This window comes from Nitrosospira briensis (genome assembly GCF_900115125.1).
In the GTDB taxonomy this organism is placed as follows: domain Bacteria; phylum Pseudomonadota; class Gammaproteobacteria; order Burkholderiales; family Nitrosomonadaceae; genus Nitrosospira; species Nitrosospira briensis_A.
The window spans coordinates 96228-117075 of record NZ_FOVJ01000001.1 but is presented as its reverse complement, the minus strand read 5'-3'; the positions used below and the strand labels follow the sequence as shown (position 1 = coordinate 117075).

General features: G+C 51.2%; 8 protein-coding genes and 3 pseudogenes. 4 read left to right on the top strand and 7 right to left on the bottom strand.

The features are described 5' to 3' along the window. The first annotated feature begins 267 nt into the window (after positions 1 to 267). Complete coding sequence (locus BMZ14_RS00520; RefSeq protein ID WP_074793559.1) at positions 268 to 10263, top strand: Tc toxin subunit A-related protein; 9996 nt, start codon at positions 268 to 270, stop codon at positions 10261 to 10263. 417 nt (positions 10264 to 10680) lie between these two features. On the opposite strand, the pseudogene BMZ14_RS00515 reads toward BMZ14_RS00520, so the two are convergent. Beyond that, positions 10681 to 10896, bottom strand: a pseudogene (locus tag BMZ14_RS00515) (integrase core domain-containing protein); the annotation flags it as partial. A 126-nt stretch (positions 10897 to 11022) separates the two neighbouring features. Here BMZ14_RS00515 and BMZ14_RS00510 point away from each other — a divergent pair. Continuing rightward, on the top strand, positions 11023 to 13182 hold the full coding sequence (locus tag BMZ14_RS00510) for a metallophosphoesterase (RefSeq protein ID WP_074793557.1): 2160 nt from the start codon (positions 11023 to 11025) through the stop codon (positions 13180 to 13182). Between the two features lie 10 nt (positions 13183 to 13192). On the opposite strand, the pseudogene BMZ14_RS15320 reads toward BMZ14_RS00510, so the two are convergent. After that, positions 13193 to 13692 (bottom strand): annotated as a pseudogene (locus tag BMZ14_RS15320) (IS3 family transposase); the annotation flags it as partial. A 454-nt stretch (positions 13693 to 14146) separates the two neighbouring features. On the opposite strand from BMZ14_RS15320, the pseudogene BMZ14_RS15565 reads away from it, so the two are divergent. Together BMZ14_RS15565 and BMZ14_RS00495 are read left to right on the top strand one after the other, a co-directional pair. After that, a pseudogene (locus BMZ14_RS15565) lies at positions 14147 to 14260 on the top strand (tetratricopeptide repeat protein); the annotation flags it as partial. Between the two features lie 84 nt (positions 14261 to 14344). Beyond that, the gene (locus tag BMZ14_RS00495) at positions 14345 to 14740 is read left to right on the top strand and encodes a tetratricopeptide repeat protein (RefSeq protein WP_074793555.1); all 396 of its coding nucleotides are present in this window, start codon (positions 14345 to 14347) and stop codon (positions 14738 to 14740) included. Between the two features lie 152 nt (positions 14741 to 14892). Here BMZ14_RS00495 and BMZ14_RS00490 read toward each other — a convergent pair whose 3' ends face one another. From BMZ14_RS00490 to BMZ14_RS00465, 5 genes are all read right to left on the bottom strand, one after another. Next, complete coding sequence (locus BMZ14_RS00490) at positions 14893 to 15786, bottom strand: plasmid partitioning protein RepB C-terminal domain-containing protein (protein WP_074793553.1); 894 nt, start codon at positions 15784 to 15786, stop codon at positions 14893 to 14895. Continuing rightward, positions 15783 to 16685, bottom strand: coding sequence for a plasmid partitioning protein RepB C-terminal domain-containing protein (locus BMZ14_RS00485; RefSeq protein WP_074793551.1), 903 nt, complete (start codon positions 16683 to 16685; stop codon positions 15783 to 15785). Before BMZ14_RS00485 ends, BMZ14_RS00490 begins: the two co-directional genes overlap by 4 nt. Then, entirely contained in the window at positions 16682 to 18247 is a 1566-nt protein-coding gene (locus BMZ14_RS00480; protein ID WP_074793549.1) for a recombinase family protein, read from the bottom strand. The genes BMZ14_RS00485 and BMZ14_RS00480 overlap by 4 nt, the downstream gene beginning before the upstream one ends. Positions 18248 to 19198: 951 nt before the next feature. Then, a complete protein-coding gene (locus tag BMZ14_RS00470; RefSeq protein WP_143071846.1) occupies positions 19199 to 19891 on the bottom strand; it encodes a recombinase zinc ribbon domain-containing protein in 693 nt (230 codons plus the stop codon). A gap of 66 nt (positions 19892 to 19957) precedes the next feature. Continuing rightward, entirely contained in the window at positions 19958 to 20842 is an 885-nt protein-coding gene (locus tag BMZ14_RS00465; RefSeq protein WP_074793543.1) for a DUF72 domain-containing protein, read from the bottom strand. Between the last annotated feature and the right edge of the window lie 6 nt (positions 20843 to 20848).

Genomic DNA, 20848 nt, shown 5'->3' with positions numbered 1-20848 from the left:
CTGTTCTGGCACTATCCCGACTTTAGAAATCTGCCTGATGAACGAGTTCATTCTTAAGTTCGAGAAGAAGCTTTCAGCCACCAGCGTAAGGTGAAGCCTACCTGAGGCCCGTTGAATGAAAATGGAGACACGCTAGAGTAAGAATTTACGTATTGCTGAAATGCCGAAAAGATGTACCTAAATCGGGATTAACCTGAAACCTAGACCACCATGTAGAACATTTTAAATTTGACTGAGAGCAAGCATCGCTTGCTGAAGGAGAAACCGATGCCATCCCTACTTATTATTCGACTGCATCCGGTAGAGCCGATCACCGCAGAAGATTTTACCGGATATCTGGACGGGCTATCGATTGATGCTCACGAAGTGTCATTTGCTGATTCAACGGGTAGCGGACCAGCATTCGGAACGGCTACCCATATCGCGCCAATTTTACCTCCTTCCCCATCACCTGATCCCACCCCCATTCAGGATCCTGACAATCGGATTACGCAACATTTCAGTGTCGTTACTATACCGCCACCGCCACTGCCACCGCCAATTTCCCAACGATATTTATTTGCAGTTGCCACCGCCGTCATCGAAATTCCTGACCCGCCAGCCGGAGGCGAGTACAGCGCTGCTGATATCCGCCTGATCATCAGGCGTGGGAGCAACGAGATTGTTCATAAACAAATCTACTACAATGTGCCGGTAGCGCCCGCTCCAATACCGGCTGATCCAAACGACTTTCTGGCGCTGCAACCCATCAGCCTGCACCTGGCATTACCGTCGCCCGGGCAGCAACTCGGCACCACGGTGGTTGTTCCCGAAGATGGCACCGCGCCCAACTTTACTGATCTTCGCGCGGCTGTAGAGAATGTACTGAACGCGGAACCCGGTGATATATCCAGCATAGCGGACCTCACGCGAGCGAGTAGCCGTCACATTGCCTATGAGATCGTATGGGATCGCATCGCCTATCCTCTGCCTGTTCCCAAGCGTTCGTTCGAAGAGATTTACACCGGTCCGCAAACGGTGGACAGTGATGAAGAACGCGACCGACGTATATTCGAAGGTGAATTGCTCACCTATTACACCACGCACAATAGCGAAGCCGAGCGGTTGGCCAATTTTATTTACTCGCTGTCCGCCGCTATTTGGTGTGAGGAAGAAAGCAGGACAGCCTCGCGAGTAGGTTTTCACTTTCCGGTAATACCAATCCCACCAAGCGGGCAAGCAAAGGTAATCTTGAAAGGACCCGGGGCTGCGGCGATGGCCCCGGTGTTTGAAGTGCCTGCCGAGTATTTCTATGCACTTACCGCTATTCTGCCGCCGCAAGTGGCGCGAGAGCAACGTTACAAGATGGTGCAACTGGATGCCGAGCCACAGATTATAATCAACATCGAAGCGGCCATCGAAGACAATGTAATGGCTGAGCCGGCAGGAATCAACCGCTTCCAGGCCGCCCGGCGATTACGGGCGCTAGGCGTGGTAGGTGAATCGGGAACCCCGGAATGCGAAGTCATGCCAGCGACCGAAATTCATGGCCTCATAAGTAACTGGCTGAGCCGTATTGAAGCAGATATCAATATATTCTGGGGTTCCCTGACAGCTGCTGATATCGCAGGACATCTGGATTTGATACTGTGCGCGGTCACAAAGGCACACAATCCTTTAGTAGACGCAATCAAAGCGGCCGCTTTCGGCGTCGACAACGCGAGCGAGCTTGCTGACAAGACCAACGGCGACTGGGAATCGTTACTGCACCCGAATCCAGAACTACTCCCGGAATTCACGAAGCCCGGCACGACGGAAGAAAGAACGCAGGCCTTCATCCGCCACCTCCGCAAATTTTTTGATGTGCCTAATGTTTTTGAACCACCGGCGGCGCCAGAGGTCGGGGAAGCGCCGCTATTGGACCGCCGCAATAATGTGGTAGACGCATTGTTGGCCGCTTATCCGGGCTTTTTGTTCAGCGGTTGGGATTCCGATGAATTGGCTGCCGCACTTGAAACGGTTTTTCCCGATGATCCGGACGCTCAGGAACAATTCACCGAATGGTTATTTTGTATCCAGGGTCTCATCAACCTGACAGAGGGTATCACGCCGGAAGACCTGCAGTTTTCTGTGATTGAGGCACTGTGGGCCAGAGGCTTGACAAGTACCGGCATCGTCGCACAATTTTCGAAAACGGAGTTCCAGGAGGCTCTCACCGGTTCTGTTGCGTATGATCACGCAGATACGATCTGGGAAAATGCCGGCGTAGCCGAACCGCCGCCCACCCCTAACCCTGACAATTTCAAACCCGTTAACCTCGAGGGTGCTCTGGTCAACTGCATCCCCCCTGCACATTTATCGCCACTGGGGCCGGTTGCTTATCTGCATGATCTACTCCGTGTGGCGACAGAGTCCACGTGCGAGACACCGTTACCCTCTGAAGCAACATTATATTTAGACGGCCTGCTTGCAACACGACGCGGACCGTTGGGGAACTTGTTGACGACAAAAGCCAACCTGGAAGTGCCTCTGCCCTTGATTGACCTAGTCAACGAATCGCTGGAGCACATGGCCGCTAGCGGCGACGCCTTTGGTGCTGTTTTTGATACGGCAAGCGATCAAGTGGGCGGTCATCAACTCAGTCCGAATACCGATCCGGACCCTAGTGCCTTCCTCCATGATCCTGTGACATTGTTCGAGGCTTTGCCTGAACATTCCACACCTGCCGTGCCAACCAAAGCGCAAACTGCATACGACAAGCTGAAAGCTGATTTCTCTTCCTGCATACTGCCCTATTCCCAGCCCCTGGATATTTCACGCACCTATCTGCGGCAGCTCGGCACTCGCCGTTATGCCGCCATGCGCCGCTTCAGAAAAGACATTACCGAATTTGTACTGGACCCGGCCCAGGAAACCGCGGAATTCCAGAGACATCTCTGGCGTTATCCTGTGCGAATCGAAACAGCAATTGAATATCTCTGCATTACATCCGAAGAGTACGCCACCCTGTTTCAAAACGATATCGTGACGGCTGGGACTCCTCCCAGGCGCAGGGGCCGCGGCAGGCGCGAGGCAGAGAATGTTTTCATTCCACTGTATAGGATGTATGGTTTCGAATCGGAAAATCTTGAAGCGCAAGAGGGCAAACATTGGACGGAAGTGGTACTACAACTTGATGAGTTTCTGGGACGTACTTGTCTGACGTATTGTGAGTTTCTCGAATTATGGAAATCGGAATTCGTGAAATTCAGGCTACAATGGAGAACACCCAGCGAGCCAGAAAGAGAATTTCCGGATTGTGAGCCTTGTTGCCTGGACAAGTACCGAATCGAGTTTATCGATCCCGCCGATCCGGCGGAGGCACTCAAGCAGCTTATGATCTTCATCCGCCTTTGGCGCAAATTGCAGGACGTGGGAAATGCGCATTACACGTTCGCAGAATTATGCGACATCTGCGTCGTGCTGCGATTGTTCATCGGGACAAATATCAACCCCGATTTCATCCGTCAGCTGGCCGCGTTCCAGATGTTTCGCGACAATTTCCAATTATCGCTTACGGACGGCACTCCCCTGGTCGCCAATGTCACGGGGGCAGAGCGTTTGCACCTGCTGGCATTTTGGACCCCTGGCGCTTCCAAGCGCAACTGGGCGATAGAGCATCTGCTCTACCAGATTCAGCAATATGCCGTTAATGTGCACCATTGCTGTTTGCGGGAACCTGAATTCATCAAATTGTTGGAAAATAATCTGGATCAGCTTTCCGCGCTGGCCGGTTTCGATCCGGGCAATCCGGCTGACACCTGGCATGCTCATCCTACACACACGCTACGCTTCGCGGAGATACTTGCGAAAATCTACGCCTCTGGATTCAGAGTGGGCGAACTGCTTTTCCTCTTTACAACGGAAGCGCACTTACGGGGTGATGATCCGTTCCCGTTACAAACCGACAATGAGACGAGAGAATCTCCCTTCGGGCTGCCGGATGACGAAGATTTGAATCTGTATATGCTCCGGAAGAAACTTATGGCAGTCGAAGTTTGTCCGGAAAACGCGACGCAGTGGACCTGGACACGCATGGAGTCGGTGCTCTGGGAAGAATTCGGTCTAGCATCTTTGTCTGGAAGTAACTCCTGGCTTGCGCTCGGGCAACATTTCTTTCCCGGAATTCTGGCTGGCAGCGGGATGGTTATCAGCGTGTCAGAACGTCAATACCGGGTTCCGCTTGCTATAACTTCAGTACCCTTATGGAACACCCCTCCGAATGGACCGTTTCAGTACGACGCGACCGCGAACGAATTGTGGACACAAGTTTCGCTTACGGACGAGGCAGTGCTGGCCAAGCTCGGCCGCATCCGGCAATTGACCCCGCTCGAACAGGCTGCCGTGCGCGACTTGTACTTTCTTCCGCGAGTCGATCTGGCTCGTTTCGCATTCATTTTTGCGAATTTTGGTGAGGCGGAAGAATGCATGATCCAGGAACCCGACGAGGCCAAACGCTGGGCCTGGTTCCAGACGGAATTTGCACGGTTCTACCAGCGCTCCCAAATCATTGCCGAACATTTGGCGGCTCATGTCGATCATGTCACAAGCTCAGAGAATCCTGAAGGTGTGGCGCTGGCGAAATTGTTGTTAAAAAACCTGTGGGCTAACGAGAACCGAGCCATTACGCCATGGGAAAACGACAACGGCCTATCGCCTCCCAACCTGACCTGGCAACCGCAACCCAATGGTGGCGCATATGCCGCACTTTTGGGTTTGAGAGGAACCGGAATGCTGGCGGAGTACTTCGATGCGGGGAAAGCATTGCGTTGGCGTGAAGTACGGGGTGGCCTGGAAGCGTTCGGGCCTGAAGAAAACGCCTCCAATGCTCCCATCCCAACCATTCTACCTTCGATGGGCTTTTCGCTGGCTCCTCAGCAATTGAAGGTTGCCGCCATACGTAACGGATTTGCCATCGCCAACACCGACGGCTCCATGATCGGCGGTGCCGAGCCGTTCCTGCTGCGTTGGCAAGGGCTATTGTTGATCGAATGTGCTGGTTCTTATGGATTTGGCGCAGGCGCACCCACTCCACCATGTCAATTGCCCGATTTTGAGCATATCTCGGAATCGCATCGCTGGCGAGTCATACTGAGGCGTGGCCAGAGGACATGGGTGTTACTTGCACATGATTGGCTAAACGAAGAAGCACCAGGTCATTGCTCCAAACCGATTCCCCTGAAGAAGGGCTTTTACGACCTGTTGATCGAACTGGAGCGAAAACCCCTGGTCTTCGAGGGGCCGGAGGACATCTGCCCACACACGACCGGCTTCCAATTGAAATACAAGGGGCCGGACTCTGGCGAAGACTGGGCGGTCGTTCCTTATGACAAATTGTTCCAGGATCAAAAGAACGATACATTGCTTACCGGGCTGGAATTAAGTGGTGCTGCCAACGATTTTCTCACCGTACATTTCACCAGCACCGTACGTGATATCCGGCGGACCTATCAACGGACGTTCAAAATCTTGCTCCTTGTCAATCGACTCGGTCTTTCGGCCAGAGGAGTTGCGGATGACGGGCAGTCGGAACTTGATTACATTCTCTCGCATCCTGTCAATTTTTCTGGACAAGCCTACTATCGAAGCGGGGGTGGCTTTGTTACGCACAAGGCCAATTTCGATCCGAATTTCCTGCCGGTGCTGGACAATTATGAATCGCCGCCAGCGACGCAAGATCAGCGGGTCGACCCGTCGCCCCAGCGCCAGCAGGCAATGTTCGACTGGTGGGAGCGGCTATTCGATTACACCGTGATGCGCAAGGAAAGCCAGTGTTCGCCGGAGCACCCGGCGTGGTTGCTCTTCCACGAAGCAGCGGAGACTCACGAGGACAACCCTGCTCATCTGCTACGACATCTGGGAATCGATATCCGTCACCATACTTTGGTTCTCCCATACTTCGACGCCACGCAAGCCGACCTTTCATACGATGTGACGAGCGCCGACTTGGAGGATGATCGTTGGGCCGTTCGGGTTTGGCAATCCGAGAAATGGGTTCGTTTGCTGCTGCATAATTTTTACCCAAGGGATATAACTGCCGCTAAAGTATTCCTTTGGGTATCCGACGGACCCGTCCTGGTGGGCAATGCTAATCTGACTCAATTCTATCGCGATGGCTGTATAGAAAATGGCGAGCCACGCCGCTACAAAGAAATCAAGCTCTTGAACGACTGCTTACGCGAGCGAGGACGACAGGCGCTCGTGGCATACCTCACCCATCTGAACCGCGTTCCAATCCCTTGGGGAGGATTTGCTACCCAAGTCAAACATCTCACCGATCTCCTGTTGATGGATGTGGAAGCAGGGCTCTGCCAGAAAGCAAGCCGTATTGAAGAGGCCATTAGCGCAATCCAATTGTTTGTTCAGCGAGCGCGGTTGGGGCTCGAAATGGTTGATGGCGAACGTCTCGTTATTCCTTCGAATTTTATCCTCGTCTGGGATCGACACTTTGCGAGTTATCGTGTGTGGGAAGCTTGTAAGCGTCGACTTATATATCGGGAAAACTGGATTGAATGGGATGAATTGAAGAAAGCACAGCATACGGAGGCTTTCCAGTTTCTGGACTCCGAGTTGCGGAGAACTGCATTGACGTTGCCTGTTCCTGGTGGTCTGGCTTATTGGAACGGTCCACGTCCACCGGCTCATCCCGGTTTAACGCTTCTTCAACACCGGGAACCAGCGATCATGCAAATACTCGATCCTGTGCCGGAGGGGCTGGGGCTGATGGGGACACCGGATCGGCATGCACGGCCCACATGGCTGGCGCCACTGGGAAGGCCGGCCAAAAATCCGCCTCCCATTGAGGAACCTGTAAATGTGCCCGTGAGTCGGCCGGGTGAGAACGGTCCCACCTTGTTTCAGCAGGCTGCCATCGACCGGCAAGACGCCAATTTTCGTAGCCTGCCAATGTGGCTACAGGCTGCCATTCGCTTGGGCACGAAGTTCATACGGGTGGCCGCCGGGGGCATACCACCGGCCACGACAACCTTTGAGCCGAAGTGCACGCCATCGGAAGTTTCCGGATGCTGCGAGATCTGTGGCAAATTGCATCCAGCGCAGGTGGATGAGTATTATTTTTGGCTCGAGAGTGCTCATCGCTACGACGCTCAGGAACAAATCCCCGAATGGGGCGCAACAGCTGACGATCCACAAACAGACTGGCACCGCCCAGAAAAGCTGCCGGGCTTGCTGCATTGGGAATCGGAACGAATGGTGCATCTGCACTGGTGCCGAGTACACAACGGCGAATTTCAGCACTCCCGCCGGTCCTATGAAGGAGTAAGAATAGATGGGGACGCTCAACTACTCTTCCATGGACGGCGCGGAGATTCGCTTAATTTCGAGGTGATAAATGGCGTGACGCCAACTGGCTTTCCGCCTGCCCCGCCGCCAGGCTTCCGCTATGACCTAGCGGAAGATGCAGCCATTGTGTTGCCAACGATTGCCCCTCCGAACACCCCAGGCCTGATCGGCGGATTAACCGCCTTCCCCTTCTTTGCCTGGTTTGACCCCGGCGCACCCTTATTGCCCCTGTCAATGTTCAGTCCGGTGATTATGGTAGCTGACCACCTACGAGCGCATTGCCGTTTCGAAGCGGCGTTGAAGTGGTACGAAATGAGCTATAGCCCGCTGTTGCAAGACAATACCTGGATCGAGTGCCGGCAAGATAACATTCCCCCGTCTTCCTTTATTCCTGGCGGCGCAACCGTACCGGTACGCGGGAGGAAAATATGCTGTTGTGCCAGCGACCCGGTCTCTGACACCGAGGTAAGGGAACGAGCCATACTGATGCAGTATTTGGAAACGCTGTTGCAATGGGGCGACGTGCTGATGCGGAAAAATACGCCCGAAGCATTTCAAAAAGCCCGTGTTATTTTTGATACTGCCGCCCGGATACTAGGCTCAACGCCAGAGACAGTGTTATCCAAGGATGATGGCCCGGAACCATCGACCGTGTCAGAATTTGAGTCTGATTGCGCAGCTATCAATCCGCGATTGCTTTGTTTGTATACGGCTGTGGATGACCGCCTGAGCCTGATTCATGCGTGTCTCAATGCCAAGCGGCTTAAGAATGGACAACCAAATCTGGATATGCCGTATTTCGGAAATAGCAATCTCCGGGATTGTTGGAAGAGTACTGAGGAAACTTGTGCTGACCAAGCCGATTCTTGTCTGCCGCAAAGTTGCTATCGCTTCCTCGTGTTGATACAAAAGGCACAGGAACTGGCAGGCGAGGTGCGTGCACTCGGCAGCGCGTTGCTGGCTGCCTATGAAAAAGGCGATGCAGAATACCTGTCGATGATACGCGCCATGCACGAACGGCAGCTGTTGAATTTGGCCTTGGACATACGCCAGCTCCAATGGCGCGACGCGGCCTTGCAGGTAGACGCATCGAAAAAATCGAAGGAGGGTGCGCAAACGCGTTTGCACTATTACAAGACCTTGATAGCCAACAGCTTGATTAGCGGAGAAGTGCAATACGAACCCCTGACTATCTCTTCATCGACAGTGCGGACCGCTGGCAACGTTGCCGTTGCAATCGGTCAGTTCATGAACTTGATCCCTGACCCACACGTTGGATTTCCCTGCAATTTTGTCAAACTGCCGCCGGGCGAAAAATTGAGCCATATTTTTTCGGCAACCGGAACCATAGCGAATGCAGTGGCTGAAATCATCAGCACGTCGGCATCGTTAGGGCTAACCAAGGCAGGCTGGGATCGCCGCGAGGATGAATGGCAACATCAGGTGGATGTACTCACCGTCGAAATCGAGCAAATCGAGCGGCAGATTCTGGCGGCTGAGCGGCGGCGAGATATGGCCCTACGTGAGTTGAATAATCATCAACGCCAGATTGAGAATGCCGCCGAGGTCCACGACTTTTTACGTGACAAGTTTACCAGCCATTCGCTCTACTTGTGGATGCAGCGGGAAACCGCATCGTTGTATTACCAGATGTACGAGCTTGCATGGCACACGGCTCGGCAGGCCCAACGGGCTTTCAACTATGAACGTGGCCACTCGGCGCGTAGTTTTATCCCTTCCGAACTCTGGGATAACCTGCACGAAGGTTTGCTTGCAGGCGAACGATTGCAACTCGCCATCCGGCAGATGGAAAAGGCCTATTATGACGAAAACTGCCGGGAATACGAGTTAATGAAGAACATTTCATTGCGCTTGCATATGCCGGAGGCCTTCTTACAACTCAAGTTGACCGGTTATTGCGAAATAGACATTCCAGAGTGGATGTTCGATCTCGATTATCCTGGTCATTACATGCGTCGAATAAAGAACGTGACCTTGACCATCCCCTGTGTCGTCGGACCTTACACCGGCATTCATTGTCGGTTGACACTACTTAGCAGTTCGACACGAGTTGATCCTCGGCTGAATGTTCCACCAAGCGGATGCTGCCCGAAAGGCAAGATGGGCAACGGCTATGAAGCGCTGCCTGATGATCCGCGCATCGCGAAGCAATATGCGGCTACCGAAGCAATCGCTACATCGACTGGACAACGCGACGGTGGACTATTCGAACTGAATTTCCGGGATGAGCGTTATCTGCCATTCGAATTTGCCGGCGCCGTCAGCCGCTGGCGCATCGAGTTGCCTCCTGAGAATAATTACTTCGACCTCGATACCATGAGCGACATGGTCATGCATCTGAGCTATACAACTCGTGAGGGAGGAGATCTTTTGCGGCAAGCGGCGAATGAGGTGGCGCAAAAGTATTTACCCGGTGCGGGCGTACGTTTGTTCGATTTGAAGCGTGAACTGCCTGAAGCCTGGTCTCTATTTTCAGAAAATGGAGAGTCGCATAAACATCTGCGCGTCAAATTGAGCCAGAACATGTTCCCGTTTCTTCCGGGTCACCGCGACGTTTCCATCCACCGGATCGGATTATTGATCGAAGCGGCGGAGGCGGCTCCAAGTGTTCATCATGTCGTTAAATTTGTGCTTAATAATGGCCGCCAATACCTGAAAGGCAAATGGGATGAATGTGATATGGAAGATATTTATTGTATCGCTTCCGCAGATTGGCCGTGTTTTTATCACGGAATTCTCGACATTCAGTTAGATCCTCTTTGCGCTGATGAAACTCGCGATCTCGGAACGCTAATCTTTCCATGTGACATTGGCTTAGTTGTAAGGGCATTCTTGCTCTGTGATTACTCAGCAGCACCGCCGCGCGAATGCAAGCTGGGCAAGGAGGGCGAGAAAGAAATGGATCCATGCCCACGCTGTTGATTTGCAAGCTGAACGGGAAGGCGAGATCGTCTTTCAGTAAGAATTGCTAGATGTGTAGCTCTAGAGTTGTAGTGGTTTGGGGGCTAAACCTAATCTCAATACGCTCCGTACCTGAAAGTACACCCTAAAATAGTCGTCCCTGAAAAACCTGTTTTTAATAGACAGCTCTCAGTAATTGATGCCCATTTGCGCTTTGTTTTTGTCCGAAGCATTCCAGAAATTGGACGTACAAAAGCGCCAGCCGGCGCAGGATCTTGCGCAAGTTGTGTCCGGCACCGCATAACATCGCATTCATGGCGAATAAAAATGAAGGCTTTATGGAGCCGGTTTATCTAACAAGCCTTCCAAAATATGGCTCAATGAACAATTATTACAACACAGCTCTTGATGTCCCCCCAATTCTGCTGGGATTCAAAACTAGAATTTGGCCGCTTCTGGCAAGCTGACCTGGTTGGATTTAACGTATTCGCTTGGGGTCAGCTTTCCAAGCGAACCGTGGGGTCTGTGATCATTATAGTCACGTCGCCACGCTTCGATGATGTGCTTTGCCTGCTCCAGGGATTCGAATTCGTGAGTATTCAGACATTCGTCGCGGAGCCGACCATTGAATGACTCGCAAAGCCCGTTGTCCGTGCGTAAGCTTGTCCTAAACGTAAGCATCACGATTCATAGTAATTTATATCCGATGGACTATATTTAGGGCAGATGGCGACTCATCATCATCCACGACGGATATGCCTTCATAACACGGGGGATGCAATGCATAGTGAAAGTAAGTTCGACGCTATTTTAAAAAGAATTGAAGATTTTCGCGGTCGGCTTATAGCTGTGGTTGTTCATGTGAATGATACCTATCTATTAGACGAACGCAAAGGTCAGGGTTTTCCAGGCTTTCCGCGCGTAATCGCGACTGTGAAGAAACTAAGAGAGCATACCAAGAAGATAATGGGAAGAGACGATCGTATCTTGGTCGTACACAGCGGAGACTTCCTCGGGCCCTCACGCACAGGAACGACTAAAGAGGGGCGGCAAGCCATGATCAAACTCTTGAACAATTTGGGCGTGAACTATTGTGTTCTCGGTAACCACGAATTTGATTACGGCCCGGACAAACTGGCAGATCATCTGAAAAAGGCAAAGTTTAAGGTGTTGCTCTCTAATGTAGATTTATCGAGTCTTCCGAAGAAGATAAAGTTGCAGAAGCTAGCTATATGGCCATCAACTACCGATCCCCTCGTTGCTCTGACCGGAGTCGTCTCTAGGAGCGTTTTTGAGGGTTTTAAAGTGAAGTCACAATTTACGGAGCCAAAGGCCGAACTCTCGGACTTCGTTAGCAGAACGAAGGACAAAGCCCCATTTCATATTGTCCTTACACATGCAGATCGAAGTGACGATAGAGAACTCAGAGAGGTACTGTCTGACAGCCCTCGTACATATGTATTGGGAGGTCATGATCATGATATACACTGGTGTGAGAATGACACTTATCCAGTGTTGATGAAGAATATGGCAAACCTTCAGACAGTCCGGGTAGGACTTCTGTTAGCTGGAGGTGATAGGGCATTGAACGAACTGGGACAGAACTACCGTAACTTCAAACGGACACATGAACATGAACCTTCTTATCCTAGTGACGTTGAAGCTGTACTCAAAGGATTGCATGAGTGTGACAAAGTCATATTTAGAGCGTGGCTGACATCCGACGACCCTCTTTATAAGGTACGTCAATATAAAAACTCTGAATATACATCGCCGACTTTAAATTACTCATATTTTTCCGACGAGGACGATCTACCAAAAGATGCTTTGGCATACAAGCTTCATGGTATACCGTTTACATCCGATGCACTATTTTGGGTCCTTCGGATAGACGATCATCAGCCAGCTGCGGTCAAAGATATTAAAATTGTCCAGAAGGCGGTAGCGTCAGTCCAGTTGGGCCTAAAGGACAAGTCCGAGGAACAAGAGATATGTGATTTATCTGGAAAAGCTGAATATGAGCTAGAAGGGAGAGAAGAGTATCTCCGATCAATGCCTACGGACTTTGGTGTATTCGTAGCTGAGTGCGTGAAACTAGAAGGAGCAGCAGATGTTGCGATTGTCCATTCGGGTATTTTTCGCTGTGACTGGCAATTACCGAAAAAATTATGCTTGCGGGATATTCGAGACACATTTCTATACCCCATATACGATAACGAAGCCGCAATTACCGTTTTAACCATGAATGTCGACTTGGTGAACGCACTGTTACAACATGGCATTGAGCGGGCTGGATCGGGCGCGTTTCCTCAAATTGCAAGGACTGAAATACTTTCCAGCGGTAATGCCCGAGTCGCGATCACCTCGCATCTTCTTACGAGTAAACAAGATGGCTACTCACGAATCATATCCAGCTATCTTGGCGAAGAAGTGGAAACATGGATCGAAAAACAGCGAATAAAACAATTCAGCATCATTCATGCCATTATTGAGAATGGGAATAAAGTCGACTATAAAGCTTTTCCTCATATGCCGTCGCCAAGCGACTCCGCAACTAAATTCATCATACTGATAAAAGAATTAATGAAGTTATATGAGGAAGAATTTCCGTATAGAGTCGAGAAACATAACGAATGGAATCAGTCTCTTAAAAAATTTCTTTCAACAGATGCAGATTCTATAGACGATAAACTACAGTGCGTACGCAATGAGATTCGTACCTTTCTTCGTTCTCTTCCAAAAGTAAAGGCATATGATAGTTTGGTTCAGAGTACTCACGAAAACACGGAGATTGAAAGCGAAGTACGTTCTCATGCGATGAAGGAGCTTCAATTGCTACGCTCCCAGGTCGCGCAACACAGAATGCGGTTCGCCGACGGCCTGGACTACCATAAACATTTTGATTGGGCTGCTAATGGTATCGCGGGATGGCTGGATTGAACTTGACCTGAAATTCATGGCCGTTATCCAGGCGTAGCGCTTTGGGTAGCCGGACCCTTCAATGATGGGCTCCAGCACTCGGATAATGCGGGCTGAAGGCGACAGATCGACTTCGATGCCCAACCCCTCCCGATTGAAGTCATCGATCACTTTGAAAGTGCGAAAGCTGCGTCATCGGATAAGGCATCGTGCATGAAATTTATCGACCAGACTTCGTTGACCCGTTGTGGAACCGCCAAAAATGCCTGCGGCTTGTCCCGTTTCAGGCGCCGTTTTGGCCTGACCCGCAAGTCAGCTCCAATTCTCGGTAGATGCGATTCACCCGTTTATGGTTGTAGGGCATGCCCTTGACATTTGCGCAGCCAGAGAAACACAATCTGGATCCCCAGGTGCGGTTCGTACAGGTCAGCCGCAACAGCCAATCCGAAATTCGGGTATTCTCAGCCGAGAGTGTTGCCGGTACCGGTAGCAGGTCTGCGAAATCGAAAATAACTCACAGGCGCGCTTGATTGTAATCCCCAGCTCCTGTACCACCTAGAGGGCCACCTCTTTCCTGTGAGATGGAACCTCTTCCTACACCAGCTGACGCACAATGAGTTTTCTGCATGTTGGCCTGTTCCTCAATTCTCGTCTATTTTTAAGGTATCCACATTATTTAGAGGAGGTCGAGTATGGACTTATCGGCCATCCTGCAATGGGCAGAGGAACAAGGTGCTCTGGCCAACATTTTGCAGATTATAGGTTCTATGGCCACAGCAGCCGGAGCTGTTTATGCTGTGATGAAGAGACGCTTCAAGCGGGATAAGCTTCTCTTAGAACATGCAGAAGCGCGGCTTGCGCTGAAAAACGAGGAATTGGCAGCATTAAAGCAGGAGCGTGATGAGTTCAAACAGTATGACCCAGTCTGGCTTAGGTCCGCCGAGGAAGAACGCAAGGAAGAAAATGAAGAAAAAGCCGTAGCCATATTGCGGACCGGTATTATCTTGGGCGCTACGAGGACGCGCTGGAGCAGGTCGATGGGCTATTACCCATTAGGCGGCGTGTCAGTGGCCCCGAGCATCCAGACACGCTTAGCATCCTATATGAGCGGGCGAGGATTCTGGATCATCTTAAACGCCCCGAGGAAGCGTTACGGGAAATTGATGGGCAGTTACCGGTTAACATGCATGGCGATTTAGGACCTGAGCATCCTGAAACCCTTGCAGTGCGAATGTTGCGAACGAGTGTTTTGAATCATCTTGGACGCTTTGACGAGGCGCTGCAAGAAATTAATGATCGTTCGCAAGACAAACCTCCCTTGCTCACGACCCTGCGCCGTGTTAGAGGCGACGAACATCCAGATACTCTTGCTACATGGGGATTTCAGGCAGACTGTTTGTTTCGCCTTGAGCGCTATGAGGATCCGTTACGAGAAACTGATGGTTTATTGCCCATTATGGAGCGCGTCAGAGGCAATGAGCATCACGAGACACTTGCTCTCCGCGTTCTGAGGTCAATGATTTTGGACAAATCAAGACTGCGGAGCTTAAACCCAACTTATCTCCCGAAGTACGTTTAAGTGAAATAACTGAGCATTCCAATGACGTTCGTTGATAACATATTTTATCATCGGTAAAATCATGTGCAATGCCAAAAAATCATTATATGGCAGTTTCTCAGACTTATTCTTACGGCTGAACTTATTGATCGCATGATGGACAACAAACTCTTCTACTGGGATGAGAATTGATCGATTGAAGCCGTTTGCACGATAGTCTTGAACTCAGCCAGAACCTCAGCATGCTTCTCGCCAAGATAACGCGCTACCAATCTGTTTTTCAATAGCCTGCCCAGATAGCCTTGGGTCATCACCAGATTGAGGACATCCTGGCTATAGGTTTGCTCCACCATCTTATACCGACCCTGAAGATTGCTCATTTCAAGCTCCATCATCGCCATCTGTTCCTTGCTCAATCCCGACAGTTTTCCCGATCTCTTTCCTTCGACCAGCATCTCCTTAGAGGTTGCAGCCAGCATCGCTTCAGCATATGCAGCTGTAAAGGTATTAGCTGCTATCATCAATTCTACGCACTCGACCTGACGAGTCGGTTTCATTTTTCGAAGTATCCGGGAAACATCGATTGGGAACTGACGGTCCTTCAGCAACTCGACCGCTTCTGGGCAGATCCGGTCCAGCAGCGTCATCTTCCGAAGAATGGTGTGCAGGTTTGCGTTGAGTGCCTTGGCTAACCTTCCCGCCGTTACTCCACGTTGAATTGCACGCCGGATCATATAATGCTCCTGGATCGACGACAGGCGATTGATCCGATTGTTATAGGTATAACTTTCGTCATCACCGGCCACTAGGCATGTTATCTCGGTATATTCCAGTTCCCGCAGCGCGATAAGTCGAATATGGCCATCAAGAAGGATAAACTGATCGGGTCGGGGATCGGCATATCTTACTGACAATGGCTCAATCAGCCCAATTTCCTTGATTGACGATAGAATCTGCTTATATTTGCGTGATATCACCACACCTTCAGGTATTTTTCGTGATGGCAGTATCTGATCGACTGGCACCGTCAATGGCTCAAGGTCAAACCCGATAGCTACCTTGGTCATGCGGCACGTCCTCGGGGCCACACCCGCTCGGCAAGATATTTCGGTAGCGTATCCAAACCCTCCGCGCGCAGAAGTGTGGTGAAATGCTCATCGACGAGCAGCTCACGTATGGCACCCACAACGAACAGCAGGCGTTGTTGGGTAAATTCCGCCTTTTTCACCATCTGCTTCTGGCGCTCCACTTCCTTCTGGTAGGTCCTGACCAGACTCGAAGTCGTGACATCCTGTATCTTGCGAGGCGTAGCGCGTGCCACGGATCGGCCCAGTGTCTGCCTGCGCTCAATGACACGCCGAGCGTGAAGAAGCTGTTTGCCGCGCAATTTGCCCGATTCATATGCATCCTGGAGCGCTGCCTGGATTGCCTTGTCGTCATCACCCGCACCGGCGATAACCAGCGCTGAATTCAGTGGAATCCGCCCTGTCTCCACCGCAACCAAGAGCCGTTCCTCGCCATGTTCCAGGAGAGTCAGAATACCTCTGACGTATTCGGTAGTCAGTCCGGTCTTCTGGGCAATGGTTTTTTTGTCATAGCCACGATCACGAAGCTGCTCGATGCCAGCAAGTAACTCCAAAGGCCGGCACTGCCGGCGGGCGATGTTCTCAGCTAGGCTCATAATGAGGGCATCTTCATCGTTGACAGCCACCACCAGTGCTGGAATAGTCTTTTCACCCAATGCGCGAAATGCTTTCATCCGGCCTTCGCCGCAGACCAAGAGGTAGCGCGCAGCCCCATCGGGTCCAGTACGCGGAGTAACTGTGATCGGTTTTTTAAGACCGATCCCCTTGATGTTGCCAACGATATCATCGAATACCGCTTTGTTGCGTTCCCGGGGATTGAGGACATCGATTTGGTCAATTCGGATCATTTGTACCTTTCTTGATCCTGTCTTCTCTATCATGCGATCCTCCTCAACCTTGTACGCTGCGCCATCCCGTACAGATAATCCAGACTGTCAAAGCGATAGCTATCGAACTCGACGGGATTGAGCTCTGCCAGGCTGATGCGGGGCCGGCCGAAATCCAACCGCGGCAACAGATAATAGTCGAGTGCTGCCTGATTGGTTTGATCTAGGCGCACCGCCACGGTAATGTCTGGCGCTAGGCTGGTGTCGAAACGTACCTTCCAATTGTGGCGGTCGCACCCCAATATCCTGCATCGCGCCAACACCAGGGAAATACTGAATTCATCATTAATTTCCAGGAGATCGGTGGCCGGGTCGCGTCGGACAATGCCACCCAGACCGTTAATCTGGTTTTCAGTCTGGCGGACGATCTCCGGGTGCAGCCGCCGTAGGAATCTGTTGATTTCCAGATATCGGTAATCGCGGTCAGGCGTGAAACCGACCATCTGATAGGCACGTATCAGGCTGCCAAAACGATGGGCGTATATGGACGTTGACGGCATGCCGTCAGTTTCGTTGATGATCAGGCCGGAGAGAAATCCTCGGCTCTGGTACAAAGACCGAAGGCGCGCGATCAATTCCTCATCGGTGTAACGGCGCGCCCGAGCCTGAATAATGCCCTGCGCAGTGTAGAAAATATTGAGCGGCACGATGGGCTCGAATGCGCCTTCCTTTTTTATCCACATATCAGGAGTATTCTCTACCCTGAGCTTCTTGAGCTTGAAGGATATCCGGTTGTAGACGTTGTGGCCGATATACTTCTCGTTGGTCAGTACTTCATGTACCGTGCCCCGTGTCCATTCACGTCCGAGATCAGTGCATATCGCCATACCGTTCAGGCGTCCGGCAATCTCGGATTCCGTCAATCCGTCATCAATAAACCAGCGATATAGCAGGTTAACGATCTGGATTTCATCGTGCGGCCCAGGTTTGAGAATAACGCGGTCGGTTTGCAGGCTTTTATATTCACCTCGAGCCAGCTCTACTTTGATAGCTCCGTTCTGGTCAACAAGCACCCGGCGCAGTCCGTAACCCGCAGGCCCGCCCTGACGATAACCGAGCTCGATCAATCGGCATTGTCCGGCGAATACCTTGGCGGATAACTCCCGGCTGTATTCGCCAGCCATGGCCCGTTTGACACCCTTGACGATGGTGGAAATCGGGGAACCGTCATTCTCAAACTGCTCGGCACAGTAGATCACCCGAAAACCTGCGCGCTTGCACCGATGCTCGTAGAACGCACTTTCATCGGCATCCTGGAATCGGCCCCAGCGGCTGATGTCGTAGACCAGGATAATCGTGAAGTCCGCTGAGCCGCTTTCTACGTCCTGGATCATCTGTTGCAAGGCGGCACGTTCATTGATGCGGAGCCCACTTTTGCCAGCGTCAATGTAGGTACGAACAATCTCGATGCCATGCAGGGCGGCGTACTCACGGATCCTGTCGGACTGGTTCTCTGTTGAGTACTGCTGATGATCGGTGGACATCCGAACGTATTCTGCCGCACGTGCCAAATTGGGGGACTCTTTACCCACATGGTCTGTCTGGCCTTGTCGCATGGATCCTAATTACCTCAAATGCATGACGGAAGAATGACTGCCAGAGCTTGGCAAACCGTACGGTTTTTAAGTAAAACAGGAAAGAAAGAGCTGCAATTCGCTTTCTACGTGATTGATATAAGAAAGACTTTTATAAATGATACGGTAGCTTGTTTCGATCAATCTGCCGATTACGTCATCTCTTTGCAATATTGGCGCTACGCATACATTTACAGGCATGTACCCTGATTTCAACTGTCCAGACGTCCACCTTTGCAATTCCGTTATCTGGGATCAAACTGAGACGATAAAACCCCGATGGCGGGCGAGCCAAGGGGTCTGACACGTCCATCTTTGCAACTTGACCCACTCTGGCCTTGGCATTGCGTTGCTGCTGCATGGCCCGATTGCGTTCTACGTACTGCCTATGGGATTGGCGGTATTCTCGCCAGTAATCTGGATTACGTTTGTTCCAGGCCCGTTGTGCCCGAGCCTGGTTGTCCTGGTAATCTGGATCGGCTTGCAGTTTGAGCCGCTGCCATTGCCGGCGGCGTTCGCGTTGACATTCGGTATTCGAACAGAAGGATTGGTTTGGGGTCTGAGGACGCGGCCGAAAAAGCCGATCGCACGCTGCGCACCGCTTGTTCTTCATGGCATTCTCCATATACAAGGACAACATATATGGAGCATATGTCAGAAGATTAAATCAAGGAAGTGAACATGGGAACAGGAAGAGCTGGAAGAAATATGCACTCCCCCTGTTGAACAACAAAAATTCCCTACAATGTATCAATAAATTCCCTGTTATTTCTTTGGAATGAAACGCCTAAATCGATAAAAGGCGCATGGTATAAGGTAATTGATAATAATTCAGGTGCAAATAAGTGAAAAGTATTCTAAATTTCCCTGTAAATTTCCCTGTTACTGGGAATTTGAGGAGAACTTTTAAACAGAGAACGGTTCACAATTGACTCAGTGGACCGCCAATTGAAATCGCTTGCTTGTAAGCCTCCCTAACACCTTGAAGGGTAAGGGGGTATCGGTGGTTCTAAGTCCCGTATTCCGATGATATTGAAGTCCACCCGGAAATGCGAGTTTGAGCACGGCTCGGCGGTCGCACAATCGTCCGGAACTCCAGAGTTGATGCGGCTTAGCGATAAAGTTGATGCTGGTTCTAAGCGCCGCATTGAATGAATGCATCGGGCGCAGCGATTGGCCGGATTTTTCGACCAGAACGGCCCTGTCGGTTTTTTCGAATTTTTTGATCCGGGTTTCATACGCCTTGACCATCGAATCGCTATCTGTTTCAACCAACCTGTCCATCAATTGTTCGATTTTGCCATCCAGTTTGTGTATTTCATCCTCAAGCGCCTGTCCGCGCTGCGCGATCTGCGCCTGCCGGTAATTCCACCATGTCTCGAACATCTTGGTCGCGGTTTTGAATAACGGTACGGAAGGTTCGAGTGTGCGCAGCAGGCTCTCGAACTCCCCTTCGATCTTCTCGCGCTGGATGGCTTTGCCGTAGCTCTCACAGCGTTTGGTAAAGCAGTAGTAATACGGATAATGTTTGCTACGCCCCTTGGTCCAGCATGCGGTAAGCGGGGTGTCGCAGTCGGCGCAACGTACCGCCGACCTCAACGAGTATCCGGTCGTGTCACAATCCACTATTTGGTTCGTAGAATCCGGCTGTTATTAAGGATATTCCACACTCGGCATCCCGCGATCTAGACCTCATGGCTTGATCTTGAGCAGACACACTAACGCCTTCGCATTGCTAATCGCGTTGCCGCCAAAATCGTTGTTGAAATATATCCATATAGTTTTGGCTTTGGCGTTCTTAATTCGCTCGGCCCATTCGCTCAGTTCGTCCTGGGTGTAATCATGGCGATACCATGCCTTTTTGCCGTGGAAGCGAATGTAAATATCGTCCGCTGTCTTAACCAGTTCGTCAGGCAGGCGCGGCGCACTGCACGAACAAAAAATGAGGTCGGCCTCTTTCAGGGCCTTATAAACCTTTTCATTCCACCAGCTCGCGTGGCGGAATTCGATCACGTTTCTCTGACCATTCTGAAGCTGGCTCACAATCGTCTTGAGCCTTGCGGGGCTATAATGGTAGCTGGGAGGAGCCTGATACAGAAAGCACCCCATCCGGTCGCCGAGGATGGTTGCAATGTAACCGAAGTCCTTTACCAGCTCCTTCGTCCCTTTGAACTTCTTCGTATGGGTAATCAGTTCGCATGCCTTGACGGTGTAGACGAATTTTTTGCGGCCAGCCTGTTTAAGCCAAGTCTTCACAGTTGCCTCTGTCGGCCATGAATAGAATGAAGCGTTGATCTCAACCGTCTTGAAAGCCTTAGCATAATGGGCGAACCAGTCTTTGGTCGCGAGGCCTTCGGGATAAAAGGCATTTCGCCAGTGCCAGTAAAACCATCCTGAACAGCCGATATGGTAGGTGGTCGTTTTTGCGGCTTGTTTTTTCGTCGGTGCCGTAGCATCTGCGGTCAGGCGAAGCTTGTGCATTTTGGACGCCCTAAGCACGTTGTTTTCCCGCTGCTTTTGGCGCCGGGCTTCGCGTTTCGCCTTACGTTCCTCTTTAGTGAGAACGGGTTTGTCCATAGCTAT

Bases quoted from the DNA above. Each gene is read 5' to 3' on its own strand.
- BMZ14_RS00520 (WP_074793559.1), top strand. From the start codon at position 268: ATGCCATCCCTACTTATTATTCGACTGCATCCGGTAGAGCCGATCACC.
- BMZ14_RS00465 (WP_074793543.1), bottom strand. From the start codon at position 20,842: ATGGACAAACCCGTTCTCACTAAAGAGGAACGTAAGGCGAAACGCGAA.
- BMZ14_RS00480 (WP_074793549.1), bottom strand. From the start codon at position 18,247: ATGCGACAAGGCCAGACAGACCATGTGGGTAAAGAGTCCCCCAATTTG.
- BMZ14_RS00495 (WP_074793555.1), top strand. From the start codon at position 14,345: ATGCATGGCGATTTAGGACCTGAGCATCCTGAAACCCTTGCAGTGCGA.
- BMZ14_RS00510 (WP_074793557.1), top strand. From the start codon at position 11,023: ATGCATAGTGAAAGTAAGTTCGACGCTATTTTAAAAAGAATTGAAGAT.
- BMZ14_RS00485 (WP_074793551.1), bottom strand. From the start codon at position 16,685: ATGATAGAGAAGACAGGATCAAGAAAGGTACAAATGATCCGAATTGAC.
- BMZ14_RS00490 (WP_074793553.1), bottom strand. From the start codon at position 15,786: ATGACCAAGGTAGCTATCGGGTTTGACCTTGAGCCATTGACGGTGCCA.